Source organism: Burkholderia sp. MSMB1589WGS (assembly GCF_001636105.1).
GTDB classification, from domain to species: Bacteria; Pseudomonadota; Gammaproteobacteria; order Burkholderiales; family Burkholderiaceae; genus Burkholderia; species Burkholderia humptydooensis.
Genome location: NZ_LNJT01000008.1, coordinates 911,460 through 929,442, shown reverse-complemented (window position 1 = coordinate 929,442; position 17,983 = coordinate 911,460). Strand labels below are relative to the sequence as shown.

Genomic DNA, 17,983 nt, shown 5'->3' with positions numbered 1-17,983 from the left:
TTTTCGATGATCAGGCTTACGAAATGCCTTCGCGTACGGCGCTCGGCCAGGTCTCGGAATGCGGCGCGTACGGGGCCGAATGGTACATCCCGCGCGAGAAAATGTGGTGTCGCCGATTGTGGAGAATGGTGACGATGTGTCTGGCGGCGCGCGGCGGGCGATGTGTCGGGTTGCGCCGCGTCGTCTCACGCATCGCCTAACGCGCGGCGTCGCGCGCGCTGAGCAGCGCGACTGCGCGCGAGCGCCGCGTCGATGTTGCCCACGACGGCGAGCTTGACGCGATAGTTGATCAGCTTCTGCACGAGATGCCCGGCGACGCGCGTGTCGAGGCGAAAGAAGTCGTCGTACAGATGCTCGGCCGCCACCGCGACCCACGCCGCGTCGTGCTCCCACGCGGCGGCGAGCAAGGTTTCGGCGGCTCCGTCGCGCAGCGGCGCGGCGCTCGCCGCGTCGAAACGCAATACGCGCACGTCGCCGACGGTCAGCATCTCATGTTTCATCGCGTGAACCTTTCATGTGGCCGACGAGAAGATCGAGCATCACGTCGCGCTGCCCGCGGACGAAGTGCGGCTGGTCGGCGGCCGGCGCACGTGCGCATGCGGCGGCAACCGTCGCACGCGTCGCGCCGTGACGATAGCGCGTGATCATCGCGCGAACGATGCGGCGAGCGTGTCGAGCACGCCGAGCAGCGCCGCCGCGTCGCCGGCGGAGGCGACGATCACGACCTTCAGCCGCCGCTCGGCCGGATCGAAGATCGTTTCGAGATGAACCGGATGGGCGCGTGTTTCGTGCGTCGACAGCATCGCCTGCAGGCTCCGCGCGACATGGCCGTGCAACTCGGGTGACGCGTCCTGCAGGTCCGCGACGCAGGTGACGCGCGCGGGCGGCTGTTTCGCCGCATCGGGCGGCGCGCCGGCGAACGCGTCGAGATCGGCGCGCGCGATCCGGTAGGCCTTGCCGATGCGCGTCGCGCGCAGGCGGCCTTCGCGGATGAAGCGCAGCACCGTCTTCGGATGCAGGCGCAAGCGTTCGGCGGCTTCGTCGACGGTGTGGAATGGTTCGAGCATGGCGGCGGCACGGAGACATCCAATGAAAATATTCCCTATTGTGCCTTGAGTCGAGGATTTTTGGGAATATTTGGGAATATTCGTGAGTGGCAGCTCAGGCGGCGCGCCGCTCCTTGACGATCCGGCCTCGCTGCAGCACGTACTCGATCCGCTCGCCCTGGCCGGCGACGACTTCGATGTCGGCGAGCGGATCGCCGTCGATCACGAGCACGTCCGCGATCGCGCCGGCGGCAATCGTGCCGAGCTCGCCTGACATGCCGACGATGTCGGCGGCGACGGTCGTCGCCGATCGCAGCGCTTCGAGCGTGCCGAGCGCGTCCGCGCGAATGCGGAACTCGCTGCACTGGAATGCGTGCATTTCGCCGAGCAGATCGGAGCCGAAGCCCATCCGCACGCCGGCGCGCGCGTAGATGTCGAGCGAAGCCCGGCCCGCCTGCCGAACGGATGCGACCTTCGCGATCGAATCGGCCGGCATCCCGAATTGCGCGCCGTGCTGCTCGAGCGCATCGTAGGTGACGAGCGTCGGAACGACGAACGCGCCGTGTTCGCGCATCACGTCCGCCGCCGCTGCGTCGACGAGGTTGCCGTGCTCGATCGTGCGCACGCCGCAGCGCACGGCGCGCGCGATCGCCCGCGCCGTGTACGCATGCGCCATCACATAGGTGTTCGCCGCTTGCGCCTCGGCGACGATCGCGCGAATCTCGTCCTCCGAATATTGCGTGTTCGCGATCGGATCGGACGGCGACGCGACGCCGCCCGACGCCATGATCTTGATCTGCGTCGCGCCTTTCTGGATCTCCTCGCGCACCGCGAGCCGCACTGCGTCGACGCCGTCGGCGACGCGCGCGATCGCGCCCGCGCGGAAGCAGCACGAGCACGGTTCGAGCGAGTCGCCGCGCGGCCGGAAGTCGCCGTGTCCGCCCGTTTGCGACAGCGCCTTGCCCGACGGAAAGATTCGCGGCCCCGGCACGAGGCCCGTGTCGATCGCGTGCATCAGAGACCAGTCGGCGCCGCCCGCGTCGCGCACGCTCGTGAAGCCGCGCGAGAGCATCGCGTCGAGGATCGGCAGCGCGCGGATCACCGCGAGGATGTTCGGCTGTGCCGCGTTCGCGCCGAGGTTCGCGTTCGACGCGAGCACGTGAACGTGGCAATCGATGAAGCCCGGCATCACCGTCTTGCCGTGCGCGTCGATCACGCGGGCGCCGGGGAGATCGGGCTCGCGATCGGTGACGTCGACGATGCGTTCGCCGTCGATCACGACATGATGCCGTTTCAGCACGATCCCGCGTTCGAGATCGAGTACGTTGCCGCCTTGAATCACCTTGAGCGTCATTGCGTTTGTCCTTGTGGAATGAAAGTCGTCGCGCGCGTCCTTCACGTGGAAGGCGCCGGCGCGGCTGATGGCCGCAGCGGCCATCACATGAGGGCGGGCGCCATGTCGCTGCCTGTCTTCGCGACCGGCCACGCGGTCAGGAACGGCGCGAATCCGCCGAACAGCGTGGCGGCGAAGTTGTCTGCGACGGGACAGTGCGACGGAAGGAGAGGCGTGATGCGCATGATGAGTGCCCGGATTCGGCTTCGGGATGACGAGCGCGCACGGGCCGAATGCGACAGGCGCGCGAACAAAGCGTCATGGTAGTGCGCAGCGTGCGCGGCGGGGAGCGGTGTTTGCCCTTCGTGCGCCTGTCGTCGGGCGGCCGGCGCGCAGGCGCTCGGGCAGGGGGCGGCGCGCGCTTTCCGTCGCCGGGTTCATGCGCGGCAGGCGCGCGGCTGTAGCACGCGCGTGCGACGCGTACGTGGCACGCCGTCGCCGTTCGATACCTGCGATTCAGTACCGCGAGATCTGGTTGCCGTCGATGCGCACGCGATCGCCCGGACGCAGATCGCCCGGCGTTTGCAGGTCGAGCGAGCGCATCGAGCCGTCGCTCAGTTGCACGTCGACGCGATAGGCGCTCGGCTGCGCGCCCATCTGCTGGCCGATCTGGTTGCCCGCGACCGCGCCGCCGAGCGCGCCGATGACCGTCGCGGCGTCGCGGCCGTGTCCGCGGCCGATCTGGTTGCCGAGCACGCCGCCCACGAGCGCGCCGACGACGGTGCCCGCGACGCCCGACGGGCCCGTCGCGCCGCCGATCGGGCGGATGCCGGCGATCGTGCCGTACTGCGTCGAGTAGCCCGAATAGCCGGACTGATAGCCCTGTTGCGGATAGCCGGGCTGCGAGTAATCGGGCTGCGCGTATGACGGTTGCGTGTAGGCCGGCTGCGCGTACGACGGCTGCGCATAGGCGGGCGCGCCGTACTGCGGCTGTGAACCATACGGTCCGTACGCATTCGGCGCGACACATGCGCTCAGCGACAGCGCGGCTGTCGCGGCGAGCGAAACGAGCAGGGTGGTCTTCGTGAAAGCCGGGCGCTTCGTTGTCGTTGTTCGGGTGGGCTTCGTGTTCATGGTAGCGGGTGGTTGCTGTTACACGCCGGCAGTATAGGGAATGCGCCCATCGTTGGATGAGCGTCGCGCGTAACAGTGTGTAAAGTCTGTTGCCGCGCGGTCGGTCGGGGCGGCGAAGCGATCCGTCCGATGAAAACACGGTGTCGTCGGGCGCGTGCGCCGGATGCTTCGAGCATCTCGAACGGTGCTCCCGAAAACATCCGGCATTCGAAGTCGCCAGTCGAAGTCGCGAGTCCACCCCGTTAGCATCTTCCCGTGGCTCCCATGCCCGGGCGCTCCGGCCACCCGCCGCGCCGCGCGCGTCAACCGGCAAATCTCCGGAACGAAAACGCGCCCAGCGCATCGCGCACCTCGTCGAGCGTGCGCTGCGTGACGTCGTTCGCGCGCGCGGTGCCTTCCTTCAGCACGTCGACGATATAGCCCGGCTCGCGCGCGAACTGCGCGCGCCGCTCGCGGATCGGCGCGATCAACGCCTGCAGCCTGTCTTCGAGCCGGCGCTTGAGCGCCATGTCGCCGAGGCCGCCCGCGCGATACGCGGCCTTCAGCCGCTCGACTTCGTCCGGCTCGTCGTCGAACGCGTCGAGATACGTGAACACGACGTTGCCCTCGACCGTGCCCGGATCGGACACGCGCAAGTGCTTCGGATCGGTGTACATCCGCTTGACCGCATCGGCGATCGCCGACGGCGGCGACGACAGCGCAATCGCATTGCCCTGCGATTTGCTCATCTTCGCCCGGCCGTCGACGCCCGGCAGCCGTCCCGTCGGCGAGATCAGCGCGCTCGCCTCGGGCAGCATGTCCACGCCCGCCTGCCGGTTGATGCGGCGGACGATCTCGTTCGTCTGCTCGACGAGCGGCAACTGATCGTCGCCGACGGGCACCGTGTCGGCCTTGAACGCGGTGATGTCGGCCGCCTGCGCGACCGGGTAGCAGAGAAAGCCGGCGGGAATGTCGCGGCCGAAGCCGCGCGCGTGGATCTCATCCTTGATCGTCGGATTGCGCTCGAGGCGCGCGACGGTGATGAAGTTCAGATAGAAGAGCGTCAGCTCGGCGAGCGCGGGCAGGCCCGACTGCACGGCGATCGTGCTCCTGCGCGGATCGATGCCGACGGCCAGATAGTCGAGCGCGACTTCGATCACGTTGCGGCGGACCTTGTCGGGGTCGTGCGCGTTGTCGGTCAGCGCTTGCGTGTCGGCGACGAGGATGAATTGCCGGTGCGTGTCCTGCAGCGCGATGCGCGTCTTCAGCGAGCCGATGTAATGGCCGAGGTGCAGCGCGCCCGTCGGGCGATCGCCCGTCAATGCGACCGGCGGTCGGGGCGGGGTCGAGATGTCGTCTTGCATGAACGGTTTCTCCGGGAAGAACCGCCGCAATCCGGGCCGAACGAAGGGGCGCGATCGACGCAATGCCGGCCGGATGCGGCGGCATGGTCGTGGTGGGGACGTGACGATGCCGCTCCTTCAGGAGCGGCGCCAGAAATGCGAGCGGGAAAGCCGTTGAGTCGACATGTGGTCAGGGCCAGGGCAAGCCCGTCATGAGCGTGAATAGACCCTAGGGTCGCACATTTTCGTTTTTCTCGCCATGCGAGGCGAACCGTTCGCGATAGGCCTGCGGCGTCACGCCGAGCATGCGCAGGAAGCTGCGGCGCATCGTTTCCTCGCTGCCGAATCCGCAGCGCGCGGCGATCCGCTTGATCGGCAGCGGCGCGTCGGCGAGCAGGTTGCGCGCGACTTCGACGCGCATCTGCTCGATCGCCCGCGCGGGCGTCTTGCCGGTCGTCTCGCGGTAGCGGCGCATGAAGCTGCGCTCGCTCATGCCGGCGCGCGCGGCGAGCGTCGCGACCGACAGGTCCGCGCCGAGATTCGCGGCTGCCCACGCGTGCAGTTCGCCGAAGCGGCCGCCCTCGTGCTGCAGCGACAGCGCGGTGCTGAATTGCGCCTGGCCGCCCGGCCGCTTCAGAAATACGACGAGATGCCGCGCGACGTCGAGCGCGAGCGCGCGGCCGAGATCGTCCTCGACGAGCGCGAGCGCCAGATCGATGCCGGCCGTGACGCCCGCCGACGTCCAGACGTTGCCGTCGCGGATGAAAATGGGATCGGGCTCGACGCGCACGTCGGGATAGCGTTGCGCGAGCTCGTCGCAGCGCGACCAGTGCGTGACGGCGCGGCGGCCGTCGAGCAGCCCGGCCGCGGCGAGCACGAACGCGCCCGAGCACACCGACGCGACGCGCCGCGTTTGCGCCGCGCGGCGGCGCACCCAGTCGACGAGCCGCGGATTGCGCGCGGCGTCGTAGACGCCCCAGCCGCCCGCGACGATCAGCGTGTCGGACGGCTCGCGCGCGGCGGGCAGCGGCGCGGCGACGAACGCGAGCCCGGCCGACGACATGACCGAAGGCGCGCCTGCGGTGACGACGCTCGGCGCGTACGGAATCGCGAGCCCGCGGCGCGCGGCGAAGTCGTTCGCAGTCGAGAACACCTGCAGCGGCCCGGTGACGTCGAGCAACTGCACGTCGTCGAACGCGAGCACGTGCACCGGGCGCGCGGCGGCAGGTTCGGGCGCGGGCAGCGCGGCCGGCGGCGAGGCTGGCGGCGAGGTTGGCGGGAAACGTGGGGACTTTGGCATATCCGCCATACGGTACTTGCGTACAGTCGGTTTGTCCACGATGCGCGGTGCGCTGGGCCGGGCCGGCGTGACACGCATGACGCTCATGAAAAGGAGGAGGTTCCGCATGGCCATCGAAGTGGGATTACTGTTGTTTCCGCAGGTGCAGCAACTCGACCTGACCGGGCCGCACGACGTGTTCGCGTCGCTGCCCGGCGTCACGGTGCGGCTCGTCTGGAAAACGCGCGAGCCGGTGACGGCGAGCAGCGGGCTCGTGCTTGCGCCGAACGCGACGTTCGACGACTGTCCGCCGCTCGACGTGATCTGCGTGCCGGGCGGCGTCGGCGTCGCCGAACTGATGGAGGATGCGGACACGCTCGCGTTCATTCGCCGGCACGCGGCGCACGCGCGCTACGTGAGCTCGGTGTGTACGGGCGCGCTCGTGCTCGGCGCGGCGGGGCTGCTGCGCGGGCGGCGCGCGACGACGCACTGGGCGTTCCATTCGCTGCTCGCGCCGCTCGGCGCGACGCCGGTGCGCGAGCGCGTCGTGCGCGACGGCAATCTCGTGACGGGCGGCGGCGTGACGGCGGGGATCGATTTTGCGTTGACGCTCGCGGCGGAGCTCGTCGGCGAGGACGACGCGCAGGCGGTGCAGTTGCAGCTCGAATATGCGCCGGCGCCGCCGTTCGACGCGGGCGATCCGGATACCGCGCCGGCGCGGATCGTCGAGCGCGTGCGTGAGCGGTCGAAGCCGGCGCTCGCGCGGCGCGAGCAGGTGGTCGGGCGCGTCGCGGCGGCGCTGTAGCTGCAACGGGCCGACGGGTGATGCGCATCGCGTGTTGACCGATCGACGCGGGGGCCTCGACGCGATGCGATCCTCCGCGTCTCGGCTGGGGGCCGGGTTGCGGGCGCTCCAGTCGAGCCGCGTGTCGATCGATTGAACGGGCGTCGCGACTTCGGTTGTCTCGGCGCGTGCCGGGCGCGTCGCGCCCGGTCCCAACCGCCGCTACTTCTCGACCGCCACGGCCGAATCGTCGACCTGCCCGCCGTCGCGGTTCCCGTCGAGCACGCCGGGCTTGTCGCGTTCGCCACGCTCGTTGCGCTCGTCGCGTCCGTCATGCTCGTCGCGCAGCCAGTCGGCGATGTCGCCGCCCGTCTGCTCGATCAGCCCCTTCGCGAGCTCGAGCGCCTGCCGCTCGAACAGCCGCCGGTAGACGCCGCCTTCGAGCCGGATCAGCTCATCGTGGCTGCCTTCCTCGATCACGCGCCCCTTGTCGAGCACGATCAGCCGATCGAGCGCGCGCACCGTCGACAGCCGGTGCGCGACGACGAGCGTCGTGCGCCCCACCATCAGCCGCTCCATCGCCTGCTGGATCAGCACTTCGCTTTCGCTGTCGAGGCTCGACGTCGCTTCGTCGAGGATCAGCACCGGCGCATCGGCGAGGAACGCGCGCGCGATCGCGACGCGCTGCCGCTCGCCGCCCGACAGCTTGATCCCGCGCTCGCCGACGAGCGTGTCGTAGCCCTGCGGCAGCGCGTCGATGAAGTCGTGCGCGCTCGCGAGCCGCGCGGCGCGCTCGATCTCGGCGCGGGTCACGCCGGGCCGCGCGTACGCGATGTTCTCGGCAAGCGTGCGGTGGAACAGCAGCGGCTCCTGCTGGACGATCGCGATCTGGCTGCGCAGCGAAGCCTGCGTGACGTCCGCGATGTTCTGCCCGTCGATCGTGACGCACCCGCCGTCGACATCGTAAAGCCGCTGGATCAGCTTGATGAACGACGTCTTGCCCGACCCGGAATGCCCGACGAGCCCGATCCGCTCGCCCGGCGCGATCCGGATCGAGAAGTCGTCGTACAGCGGCTTCGCGTGCGCGCCGCTGTAGCCGAACGTTACGCGCTCGAAGCGGATCTCGCCGCGCGTGATCGAGATCGGCTTCGCGCCCGGCTTGTCGTCGATCCCGAGCGGCTGCCGCTCGAGCGACACGAGCTCTTCCATGTCGTTGACCGAGCGCTGCAGGTTGCGGATGTGCATGCCGATGTCGCGCAGGTAGCCTTGCAGCACGAGGAACGTCGTCAGCGCGAACGTGATGTCGCCGATGCTCGCGCGATCGTGCGCCCATAGCCACAGCGCGGCGCCGAGGATCGCCGCCTGCATCGCGACGAGCATCGCGCCCTGCACGCCGCCGTTCAGCGTGCCGCGCCGCCACGCGCGGCGGGTGCGCGCGCGCCACTTCGACACGACGCCGTCGAGCCGCGCCTCTTCGCGCGTCTCCGCGCCGAACGCCTTGACGACCGGGTTGCAGCTCACCGCGTCGGCGAGCGCGCCGCCCATGCGCGTGTCCCACAGGTTGCCGAGCCGCGCGGCGGGCGCGACGTAGCGCAGCGACATCGTGACCGTCACCGCGATGAAGACGACGGAGCCGCCGCCGACCACCGCGCCCATCACCGGCCAGTGCAGGCCGAGCAGCAGCGTCGCGCCCGTCAGCATCACGACGGACGGCAGCAGCGCGACGAGCAGCGTGTCGTTGAGCAGGTCGATCGCCCACATGCCGCGCGTGATCTTGCGCACGGTCGAGCCGGCGAAGCTGTTCGCGTGCCAGTCGGTCGAAAAGCGCTGCACGCGATGAAACGCGTTCGCCGCGATTTCGCTCATCATCTCGAGCGTCAGCACGATGATGTTGCGGAACGCCGCCTGCCGCAGCAGCGTGCATGCTGCGCCGATGCCGATCAGCACGCCGAACGCGTGCAGCGCGCGGCTCCATGCGCCGGCCTTGTCGGCGGCGGCGACGCCGTGCGACAGCGCGTCGATGAGGCGTCCCGCGAAGAGCGGCGTCAGCACGTCGCCGAGCGCGGTGGCGAGTGCGAAGAAGGCGATGGCGGCGATGCGCGCGGGTTGCGCGCGCCAGTGCCGGAAGGTGAACGCGAGCACGTCGGTAAACGCGCGTCCGCCCGGATGAGGAGTTTTCTGGGCCATTTGTCGGGGCCCGGCCGCTCGTGGCGGACGGGACTTGTCGATTGTTGTTCGAAACAAAAGCCGGACGGACGCCGCTGCGCGTCAGCGCGCGAAGCGAAGGCGAAAAACTGTCCGGAAGCTGGGCGGGCCGGAGCGTGGCCCGCGAAGACGACGACTTAAGATGCGCGCCGTGGAACTGCCATCGAGGAGGCAACATGCATTTGCGACATCTGGCACCTCCTTCGAGCGTTGAGTGAGTGGAATGAAAGCGAGCGAAGTTCAGCTCGTGAAGCGATTCTAGCGGCCGTTTCGCGTTGCTGCAATGTCAGACGAATGGATGTTGCTGATTCGACACGCGGCGTCGCGGCGCGCCGCGACCGCCGGGGTTGGAAGGCGGGGGGGACATCGGGTCTCGGCGAGCGTCGCGATTGCATCGCGCGGGCATGTCCCGAACGGGCACGTCCCGAACGGGCATGTCCCGAACATGTCCCGACGTTATGGGACAATCCGGCGTCCCCCTGTAGAACCGACCATTGACCGAGGAAACGATGAGCGACTTTCAACCAGGCATTCTGGCTCCGATTCCGGCCGCGAGCCGCTACCTGTCCTTCCGGATCGCGCATCCGGAGCATGCGGCGAGCGTGCTCGCCGCGTTGCGCGACGCGCTCGACGGCGCCGGCACGGTGATCGGCATCGGGCTGTCGCTCGTGCAGGCGCTCGACAAGAAGATCGACGGCCTGAAGGAGTTTCCCGAACTGTCGGTGCCGGGCGCGCCGGTGCCGTCGACGCCCGCGGCGCTGTGGGTCTGGCTGCGCGCCGACGATCTCGGCGCGGCCACCGTGCGCTCGCGCGACATCGAGCAGCTCGTCGCGCCCGCGTTCGAGCTCGACGCCGCGGCGAACGCGTTCCGCTACGCGGACGACCGCGACCTGTCCGGCTACGAGGACGGCACCGAGAACCCGGAAGGCGACGAGGCGCTCGAAGCCGCGTTCGTGTCCGGCAAGGGCGCGGGGCTCGACGGCGCGAGCTTCGTCGCGGTCCAGCAATGGGTGCACGACTTCGGCAAGATGCGCGAGATTCCGGGCGACGAGATGGACCGGGTCATCGGCCGCCGCAAGGAAGACAACGAGGAGCTCGAAGACGCGCCCGCGTACGCGCACGTGAAGCGCACCGAGCAGGAGAGCTTCGAGCCGGAGGCGAAGGTGCTGCGCCGCTCGTCGCCGTGGGCGGACGAGCGCCGCGCCGGTCTGTACTTCGTCGCGTTCGGCCATTCGTTCCGCGCATTCGAAGTGCAGATGCGCAGGATGATCGGCGCGACCGACGGCGTGCACGACGGCCTGTTTCGCTTCACGCAGCCGATCACCGGCTCGTTCTTCTGGTGTCCGCCCGTCAAGGACGGCAAGCTCGATCTGTCGGCGCTCGGACTGTAACGGCGGCGCGGCGGCGTCGCGCGGGTGTCCGCGCGCCCGTCACTTCAACGTCGTCTCGATCCGCGTCCCGCGCTTGATGAACAGCGTGACCGGCGTCTTTTCGGCGATTTCCGCGAGCCGCGTGCGCTGCGCGTCGTCGAGCGCGCCGTCGACGACGATCGTGCGCCGCACGTATTGCGCGCCCGCGCGGTCGACATGCAGCTCGGCGCGCGCGGCGAGGCGCGCGGCCGGCCAGGCCTTGCGCCGCATGTACATCCGCAGCGTCGCGACCGTGCACGCGGCGAGCCCCGACAGCACGAGCTCGTACGGCGCGGGGCCGACGTTGCCGCCGCCCTCGTGCTCGTTCTCGTCGCCTTGCAGGCGGTGCTTTCCGGCTTCGAGGTCGACGACGTAGTTCGGCGCGTCGGGGGCCATTTCGGCGGTGGCGTGAATGAGCGGCATGGCGTGTTCTCGAGGTAAGGGGAAGGAGCGGGCCGGCGCGCCGGCCACGGTCACGATAGGCGAGCATAAACGGCTTCGCGCGCGCCTGCAGCGATGCCTACGCGCCGGCGGGATGCGACGACGCGGCGCGCACGACGTCGATCACGCGCTGCCGGAACCACTGGTGCGCGCGGTCGAGCTCGCGCGACTCGTGCCAGTACGCGAGGATCGGGTAGGGCTTGAGCCGCAGCGGCAGCGGCAGCACCGCGATCGGCAGCAGCCGCGTCATCCGCAGCGCGTAAGAGCGCGGCAGCGTCAGCAGCAGGTCGCCCGACGCCGCGATCTGGCACGCGGCGAAGTAGTGCTGGCAGACGAGCTGGATCTGCCGGAAGCGCCCGTCGGCGCCGAGCAGCACGTCGAGCGTGTGCGGCTCGCCGAGCGGCGACACCGTCACGTGCCGCGCGGCGAAATAGTCGGCGCGGCGCAGCGGCGCGCCCGCGAGCGGATGGTCGCGCCGCATCGCGACGACGAGCGTGTCATCCGCCACGTATTCGGCGGCCATTCGCGGCCCGGCGGGCACGCGGCGCTCGATCGCGAGATCGAGGTTGCCGCTGCCGAGCTCGCGCTCGATGTCGGCAACCGGCACGCGGCGGCTCACGAGCCGCACGCCGGGCGCGTCGCGCGCGAGCGCCTCGACGAGCTGCGGCAGCGCGATCGATTCGAGCACGTCGCGCACGCCGACGACGAAGCGCATGTCGAGCGCGTCCGGGCTGAAGCGCGTCTGCGCGCGCGCCGCGCCCTGCAGACCTTTCAGATGGAGCTGGACGTCCGCGATCACCGCGCGCGTGCGCTCGGTCGGCACGACCTTGTTGCCCTGCCGCACGAACAGCGGATCGCCGAAGTGCGCGCGCAGCCGGTTCAGCGCGTGCGTGACGGCCGGCTGCGTCAGGTGCAGCGCGCGGGCGGCGGCGCTGATGCCGCCCTGCGCGTAGACCGCGTCGAGCACGCGGAACAGGTTCAGGTCGAGTCGGTGGTCGGGCTGCATCGGCGTTCCGGCGTTTCGAGGCGTTGGCGTTCCGACGTATCGGCGCGGCTTGCGCGATCGCGAAAGCCCATCAATGACGTCTATGTCCTTGCATAATAAATATTCATTTCATCGATTGTCGAGGATCGCGTACGCTCGTTTGCATTCGAACCGACTATCCGGAGACGCCGTGGATTTCTCCCCTTCGGCCCGCGGCCGCGAACTGAGCGAGCGCATCGCGGGCTTCGTGCGCGACGAGATCGCGCCCGTCGAGGCGCGCTATGTCGAGCAATTGACGGGCAGCGCCGACTGGCGCCGCTGGCGGCAGCCCGACGTGATGGAAACGCTGAAGGCGAAGGCGCGCGCGGCCGGCCTCTGGAACCTGTTCCTGCCCGAGGTCGAGCACGGCGGCGCGGGGCTGTCGAACGCCGAGTACGCGCCGCTCGCCGAGCTGATGGGGCACTCGTTCATCGCGCCCGAGGTGTTCAACTGCAACGCGCCCGACACCGGCAACATGGAGGTGCTCGCGCGCTACGGCTCGCCCGAGCAGCGCCGCCGCTGGCTCGAGCCGCTGCTCGCGGGCGAGATCCGCTCGGCGTTCTGCATGACGGAGCCGGAGGTGGCGTCCTCGGACGCGACGAACATGCGGGCGACGGCCAGGATCGAGGGCGACGAAGTCGTGCTGAATGGCCGCAAGTGGTGGTCGACCGGCATCGGCCATCCGCTCGCGCGCGTCGTGATCTTCATGGGGCTCACCGATCCGGAGGCGGAGCCGCATCGCCGGCACACGATGGTGCTGTGCCCGCTCGACGCGCCTGGCGTGAAGATCGAGCGGATGCTGCCGGTGTTCAATGCGTACGACGAGCCTTCGGGCCACGGCGAAGTCAGCTTTACGAACGTGCGGCTGCCGGCGTCGAACGTGATCCTCGGGCCGGGGCGCGGCTTCGAGATCGCGCAGGGCCGGCTCGGCCCGGGCCGCATCCACCACTGCATGCGCGCGCTCGGCGCGGCGGAGAAGGCGCTCACGCTGCTGTGCGCGCGCGCGACGGCGCGCACCGCGTTCGGCAAGCCGCTCGTGAAGCTCGGCGGCAACGGCGACATCGTCGCGAACCTGCGCATGGCGATCGAGCAGGCGCGCCTGCTGACGCTGAAGGCCGCGTGGACGATCGACACGCAGGGCGTGAAGGCGGCGCTGTCGCTGATCTCGCAGATCAAGGTCGTCGTGCCTGCGGTCGCGCAGCAGGCGGCCGACGCGGCGATCCAGATCCACGGCGGCGCGGGCCTGTCGAACGACTTTCCGCTCGCCGCGCTCTACGCGTACGCGCGCGTGCTGCGGATCGCGGACGGGCCGGACGAGGTGCATCGCGCGGTCGTCGCGAGGCTCGAGGTGAAGCGGCAGCTCGCCGCGGCGGAGGCCGCCGCATGAGCGTGCGCCTCGACGATGCGCGCGACGTGCGCGACGAAGACCGGCTCGACGCGGCGAAGCTCGATGCATACCTGAAGTCGCGCGTTCCGGGATTGAGCGGCGAGCCGCGCATCCGGCAGTTCCACGGCGGCGCGTCGAACCTGACCTATCTGATCGGCTATGGCGATCGCGAGATGGTGCTCAGGCGCCCGCCCGCGGGTGCGAAGGCCGGCACCGCGCACGACATGCTGCGGGAGGCGGCGGTGATGGCGGCGCTCGCGCCCGACTACCGCCACGTGCCGGCGATTCTCGCGCGCTGCGACGACCCTGCGGTGCTCGGCAGCGAGTTCTACGTGATGGAGCGCATCGCCGGCGTGATCCTGCGGCGCGAGCTGCCCGCCGAGCTGAAGCTCGACCGCGCGGGCGTGCGCAAGCTGTGCGAGCGCTTCGTCGATCGGCTGATCGAGTTGCACGCGATCGATGCGTCGCGCCCGGAGATCGCGGCGCTCGGCAAGGGCGAAGGCTACGTCGCGCGCCAGTTGAGCGGCTGGGGCGAGCGCTGGCGCAAGGCGCTCACCGACGGCACGAACCCGTGCGACGACGTGCTCGCGTGGCTCGAACGCCATCGCCCGGCGGGCGAGCGCCGCATCTGCGTGATCCACAACGACTATCGCTTCGACAACGTCGTGCTCGATCCGGCCGATCCGCTGTCGATCGTCGGCGTGCTCGACTGGGAGATGGCGACGCTCGGCGATCCGCTGATGGATCTCGGCGGCTCGCTCGCGTACTGGGCGCAGGCCGACGACGATCCCGCGTTCGTCGCGATGCGCCGCCAGCCGACGCACGTCGACGGGATGATGACGCGCCGCGAGCTCATCGAGTACTACGGCGCGCGCACGGGGCTCGACGTCGGCGGCTTCGTGTTCTACGAAGTGTTCGGCCTGTTCCGGCTGATGGTGATTGCGCAGCAGATCTACCGGCGCTTCGTGCTCGGCCACACGACGAACGCGCAGTTCGCGGGCCTCGGCGCGGTCGTGCGCTATCTCGGCGAGCGCTGCCGGCGCGTGATCGAGGCGGCCGGGGGCGCCCGATGACCGAGCTGTTCCTGATCCGCCACGCGCAGGCGAGCTTCGATGCGGCCGACTACGATTGCCTGTCGCCGCTCGGCGACGAGCAATCGGCGCGGCTCGGCGCGTGGATGGCGCGCGGCGCGCGGCGGCCCGGGCTGATCGCCACCGGCACGCTGCGCCGCCATGCGCAGACGGCCGACGGCTGCGCGCGCGCGGCGGGCGTCGACGCGCCGCGGCTCGCGCTCGCGGGCCTCGACGAGCTCGACGCGGACGAACTGATCGCGCGCCATCGGCCGGCGCTCGCGTCGCGCGACGCGCTGCTGCGCGCGATGGGGACGCAAGCCGATCCGCGCCGCGCGTTCCAGGCGCTGTTCGCGGCGGCCGTCGCGCGCTGGACGGGCGGCGCGCACGACGGCGATTACGGCTGCGCGTGGCCCGAATTCCGCGCGCGCACGCTCGCCGCGTGGGACGCGCTCGCGGGGCAGCCGGCGCGCGAGATCTGGGCGTTCACGTCGGGTGGACCGATCGGCGTGATCGTCGCGGCGCTGTTCGGCGTGCCGATCGAGCGCAGCTTCGAGCTCGCGTGGCCGCTCGTCAACACGAGCGTGACCCGGATCAGGATCGGCCGCGGCGGCGCGCGCGTGACGACGTACAACGGCTGGCCGCACCTCGACGGAGCGGATGGCGAGCGGCTCGTCACGCACCGCTGATTCCGTTTCCTTCATCGATTCAGGATATCCTCCATGACCGCACCCAACCTGTTCGACCTGTCCGGCAAGATCGCCGTCGTCACCGGCGGCAGCCGCGGCATCGGCGCGGAAGCCGCGAAGCTGCTCGGCGCATTCGGCGCGCACGTCGTCGTCACGAGCCGGCGCATCGATGATTGCCGCGCGGTCGCGAGCGAGATCGTCGAGGCGGGCGGCTCGGCCGAGGCGGCCGTGTGCCACATCGGCGAGCTCGGCCAGATCGATGCGCTCTTCGCGTCGCTCGAAGGCAGGCACGGGCGCCTCGACGTGCTCGTCAACAACGCGGCGACGAATCCGTACTACGGGCCGATCGTCGATACGGATCTCGGCGCGTTCCAGAAGACCGTCGACGTGAACATCCGCGGCTACTTCTTCATGTCGAGCCGCGGCGCGAGGCTGATGAGCAAGGGCGGCGGCGGATCGATCGTCAACGTCGCGTCGGTGAACGGCGTGATTCCGGGCTACTGGCAGGGTATCTACTCGATCACGAAGGCGGCGGTGATTTCGATGACGAAGGCGTTCGCGATCGAATGCGCGGCGAGCGGCGTGCGCTGCAACGCGCTGCTGCCGGGGCTGACCGACACGAAGTTCGCGTCGGCGCTCACGCAGACGCCCGACGTGCTCAAGCAGGTGCTCGCGCACGTGCCGATGCGGCGCGCCGCGCAGCCGACGGAGATGGCGGGCGCGGTGCTGTATCTTGCATCGGCGGCGTCGAGCTATACGACGGGGACGGTGCTGAACGTCGACGGCGGGTATTTGTCGGTTTGATGGGCGATAGGGGCGATGGTTGACTCCTCGCGACCGGCGGCCGATTGCCGATGACCGAGCGGCTGATTTCATGCACGCGCGCGAAGCGCGCATGCGACGAGCGCACATCGAAAACGACAGGGAGTGTTCATGACGAAGAATCTGGCGCCGCGTCTTGCCGGCAAGCGCGCATTCATCACCGGCGCGGCGGGCGGCCTCGGGCGCGCGATCGCGCGTCGGATGGCCGAGCAGGGCGCGAAGGTGTTCCTGACCGACATCGTCGACGCGGCCGTGCTCGATGCGTTCGCCGCCGAGCTGAACGGCGCGGCGGGCGAGCGCGTCGCGTGGGCGGCCGGTCAGGACGTCGCCGACGAAGCGCAGTGGGCGGCGCGGCTTTCGCAGGCGAGCGACGCGATGGGCGGGCTGTCGGTGCTCGTGCACAACGCGGGCGTCGGCTCGTTCGGTGCGGTCGGGCAGATCGAGCGCGACGAATGGCGGCGCGTGATGGCGATCAACGTCGAGAGCATCGTGCTCGGCACGAAGCACGCGCTGCCGTATCTGGAGGCGGGCGCGCCCGCGTCGATCGTCAACATCTCGTCGGTCGCCGCGTTCAAGCAGGAGCCCGACTACACCGCGTACAACGCGTCGAAGGCGGCGGTCGCGTCGCTGACGAAGTCGATCGCGGTCGACTGCGCGCGCCGGCAGACCGAGGTGCGCTGCAACTCGATCCATCCGTCGTTCATCATGACCGGCATCGTCGCGCCGATCGTCCGGCAGGTCGGCGAGAAGGAGGCGGCGCGCAAGCTCGCGCGCGGCGTGCCGATGCGCCGGCTCGGCGAGCCGGACGACGTCGCGTATGCGGCCGTTTATCTCGCGTCCGACGAGAGCCGCTACGTGACGGGCGCGGAGCTCGTGATCGACGGCGGGATGTGCGCGGTCTGACGCCGCGCATGCGTCGGCGGCGCACTCGCGGCGGTCGCCGATGCGGGCGCACGCCGTCCGTTTCCATTCCCACCCTCGAAGGTGATGCCCATGTCCACCCCCGTCAATCGCCAACTGCGTCTGAAGGCGCGCCCCGACGGGCGCGTCGGCCAGGAGCACTTCACGCTCGCCGAAGCGCCGCTGCCCGCGCTCGGGCCGGGCGAGCTGCTCGTGCGCGTGCTGTATCTGTCGATGGACCCGACCAATCGCGTCTGGATGAGCGACATCCCGCAATATCTGCCGCCGGTGGCGATCGGCGACGTGATGCGCGCGCTCGGCATCGGCCGCGTCGTCGCGTCGAACGCGCCGGGGTTCGCCGAGGGCGATCTCGTGCAAGGGCTCGTCGGCTGGCAGGACTACGCGCACGTGCGCGCCGGCGAAGCCGCGCACTACACGAAGCTGCCCGCCGCGCTCGGTCTGCCGCTGCCGCGCCTGCTCGGCGCGTGCGGGATGAGCGGGCTCACCGCGTACTACGGGCTCACCGAGATCGCGCCGGTGCAGCCGGGCGAGACGCTCGTCGTGTCGGCGGCCGCGGGCTCGGTCGGCTCCGTTGCCGGGCAGATCGGCAAGATTCATGGCGCGCGCGTCGTCGGCATCGCGGGCGGCGCGGACAAGTGCCGCTATCTGACCGATGAGCTCGGCTTCGACGCGGCCGTCGATTACAAGTCCGACGACTGGAAGCGCGCGCTGAAGGACGCGACGCCCGACGGCGTGCACGTGAACTTCGAGAACGTCGGCGGCGAGATCATGCGCGCGGTGCTCTCGCGGATGGCGATCGGCGGACGCGTCGCGCTGTGCGGCGTGATCGCGAACTACAACAGCGGGCGGCCGTCCGACGACGTCAGCGTGCTGATCGCGAAGCGGCTGACGATGCGCGGCTTCCTGATCCTCGATTACCGGAAGAGCCGCGAAGCGATCGCGACGCTCGCGGGCTGGCTGCGCGACGGCCGGCTGAAGGCCGAGGAAACCGTCGCCGACGGGCTGACCAACGCGCCCGACGTGCTGAATCGCCTGTTCGACGGCAGCCATCGCGGCAAGCTCGTGCTGCGGGTCGATCCGCAGGCGTGATCGGGCGGGCAGCGCCGGCGCGCGCCTC

The 17,983-nt window shown here is 70.1% G+C and carries 17 protein-coding genes and 1 pseudogene; 8 read left to right on the top strand and 10 right to left on the bottom strand.

Features of this window, described 5'->3' with window-relative positions; all coding sequences use genetic code 11:
- Positions 1-185: 185 nt before the first annotated feature.
- The 7 genes from WT16_RS21900 to WT16_RS21875 all read right to left on the bottom strand — a co-directional run bounded on the left by WT16_RS21900 (position 186) and on the right by WT16_RS21875 (position 6,144).
- Positions 186-500 carry a DUF4180 domain-containing protein gene (locus tag WT16_RS21900; RefSeq protein WP_231892100.1) on the bottom strand — a complete coding sequence of 105 codons (315 nt, stop codon included), beginning with the start codon at positions 498-500 and terminating at the stop codon, positions 186-188.
- 144 nt (positions 501-644) lie between these two features.
- Positions 645-1,067 (bottom strand): helix-turn-helix domain-containing protein, encoded by a 423-nt coding sequence (locus tag WT16_RS21895; protein ID WP_063534197.1) that lies wholly within the window; start codon positions 1,065-1,067, stop codon positions 645-647.
- Between the two features lie 94 nt (positions 1,068-1,161).
- Positions 1,162-2,400 (bottom strand): amidohydrolase family protein, encoded by a 1,239-nt coding sequence (locus WT16_RS21890; RefSeq protein ID WP_006027987.1) that lies wholly within the window; start codon positions 2,398-2,400, stop codon positions 1,162-1,164.
- 83 nt (positions 2,401-2,483) lie between these two features.
- Positions 2,484-2,624 carry a hypothetical protein gene (locus WT16_RS34535; RefSeq protein ID WP_009915755.1) on the bottom strand — a complete coding sequence of 47 codons (141 nt, stop codon included), beginning with the start codon at positions 2,622-2,624 and terminating at the stop codon, positions 2,484-2,486.
- A 271-nt stretch (positions 2,625-2,895) separates the two neighbouring features.
- A complete protein-coding gene (locus WT16_RS21885; protein ID WP_059928957.1) occupies positions 2,896-3,513 on the bottom strand; it encodes a glycine zipper 2TM domain-containing protein in 618 nt (205 codons plus the stop codon).
- A gap of 302 nt (positions 3,514-3,815) precedes the next feature.
- Complete coding sequence (gene trpS / locus WT16_RS21880) at positions 3,816-4,856, bottom strand: tryptophan--tRNA ligase (protein ID WP_063534932.1); 1,041 nt, start codon at positions 4,854-4,856, stop codon at positions 3,816-3,818.
- A gap of 208 nt (positions 4,857-5,064) precedes the next feature.
- Positions 5,065-6,144: a GlxA family transcriptional regulator gene (locus tag WT16_RS21875; RefSeq protein WP_082874959.1), complete on the bottom strand. Its 1,080-nt coding sequence runs from the start codon at positions 6,142-6,144 to the stop codon at positions 5,065-5,067.
- Between the two features lie 97 nt (positions 6,145-6,241).
- On the opposite strand from WT16_RS21875, the gene WT16_RS21870 reads away from it, so the two are divergent.
- Complete coding sequence (locus WT16_RS21870; protein ID WP_063534196.1) at positions 6,242-6,919, top strand: DJ-1/PfpI family protein; 678 nt, start codon at positions 6,242-6,244, stop codon at positions 6,917-6,919.
- A 201-nt stretch (positions 6,920-7,120) separates the two neighbouring features.
- Here WT16_RS21870 and WT16_RS21865 read toward each other — a convergent pair whose 3' ends face one another.
- Entirely contained in the window at positions 7,121-9,085 is a 1,965-nt protein-coding gene (locus tag WT16_RS21865; protein WP_063534195.1) for an ABC transporter ATP-binding protein, read from the bottom strand.
- 527 nt (positions 9,086-9,612) lie between these two features.
- Between WT16_RS21865 and WT16_RS21860 the strand changes: the two genes are divergently transcribed.
- Entirely contained in the window at positions 9,613-10,494 is an 882-nt protein-coding gene (locus WT16_RS21860; RefSeq protein ID WP_063534194.1) for a Dyp-type peroxidase, read from the top strand.
- 39 nt (positions 10,495-10,533) lie between these two features.
- Here the strand turns inward: WT16_RS21860 and WT16_RS21855 are convergent, their stop codons facing one another.
- Complete coding sequence (locus tag WT16_RS21855; RefSeq protein ID WP_063534193.1) at positions 10,534-10,935, bottom strand: OsmC family protein; 402 nt, start codon at positions 10,933-10,935, stop codon at positions 10,534-10,536.
- 97 nt (positions 10,936-11,032) lie between these two features.
- Positions 11,033-11,959, bottom strand: a complete 927-nt coding sequence (locus tag WT16_RS21850; RefSeq protein ID WP_006027979.1) for a LysR family transcriptional regulator — start codon at positions 11,957-11,959, stop codon at positions 11,033-11,035.
- Between the two features lie 169 nt (positions 11,960-12,128).
- Between WT16_RS21850 and WT16_RS21845 the strand changes: the two genes are divergently transcribed.
- The 6 genes and pseudogenes from WT16_RS21845 to WT16_RS21820 all read left to right on the top strand — a co-directional run.
- Positions 12,129-13,364, top strand: a complete 1,236-nt coding sequence (locus tag WT16_RS21845; protein ID WP_063534192.1) for an acyl-CoA dehydrogenase family protein — start codon at positions 12,129-12,131, stop codon at positions 13,362-13,364.
- Entirely contained in the window at positions 13,361-14,437 is a 1,077-nt protein-coding gene (locus WT16_RS21840) for a phosphotransferase family protein (protein ID WP_063534191.1), read from the top strand. Before WT16_RS21845 ends, WT16_RS21840 begins: the two co-directional genes overlap by 4 nt.
- Complete coding sequence (locus tag WT16_RS21835; protein WP_059928937.1) at positions 14,434-15,123, top strand: histidine phosphatase family protein; 690 nt, start codon at positions 14,434-14,436, stop codon at positions 15,121-15,123. The genes WT16_RS21840 and WT16_RS21835 overlap by 4 nt, the downstream gene beginning before the upstream one ends.
- Before the next feature lie 33 nt (positions 15,124-15,156).
- The gene (locus WT16_RS21830) at positions 15,157-15,927 is read left to right on the top strand and encodes an SDR family oxidoreductase (protein WP_063534190.1); all 771 of its coding nucleotides are present in this window, start codon (positions 15,157-15,159) and stop codon (positions 15,925-15,927) included.
- A gap of 129 nt (positions 15,928-16,056) precedes the next feature.
- Entirely contained in the window at positions 16,057-16,848 is a 792-nt protein-coding gene (locus WT16_RS21825) for an SDR family oxidoreductase (RefSeq protein ID WP_015602475.1), read from the top strand.
- Positions 16,849-16,866: 18 nt separating this feature from the next.
- A pseudogene (locus WT16_RS21820) lies at positions 16,867-17,955 on the top strand (NADP-dependent oxidoreductase); the annotation flags it as partial.
- Positions 17,956-17,983 lie beyond the last annotated feature (28 nt).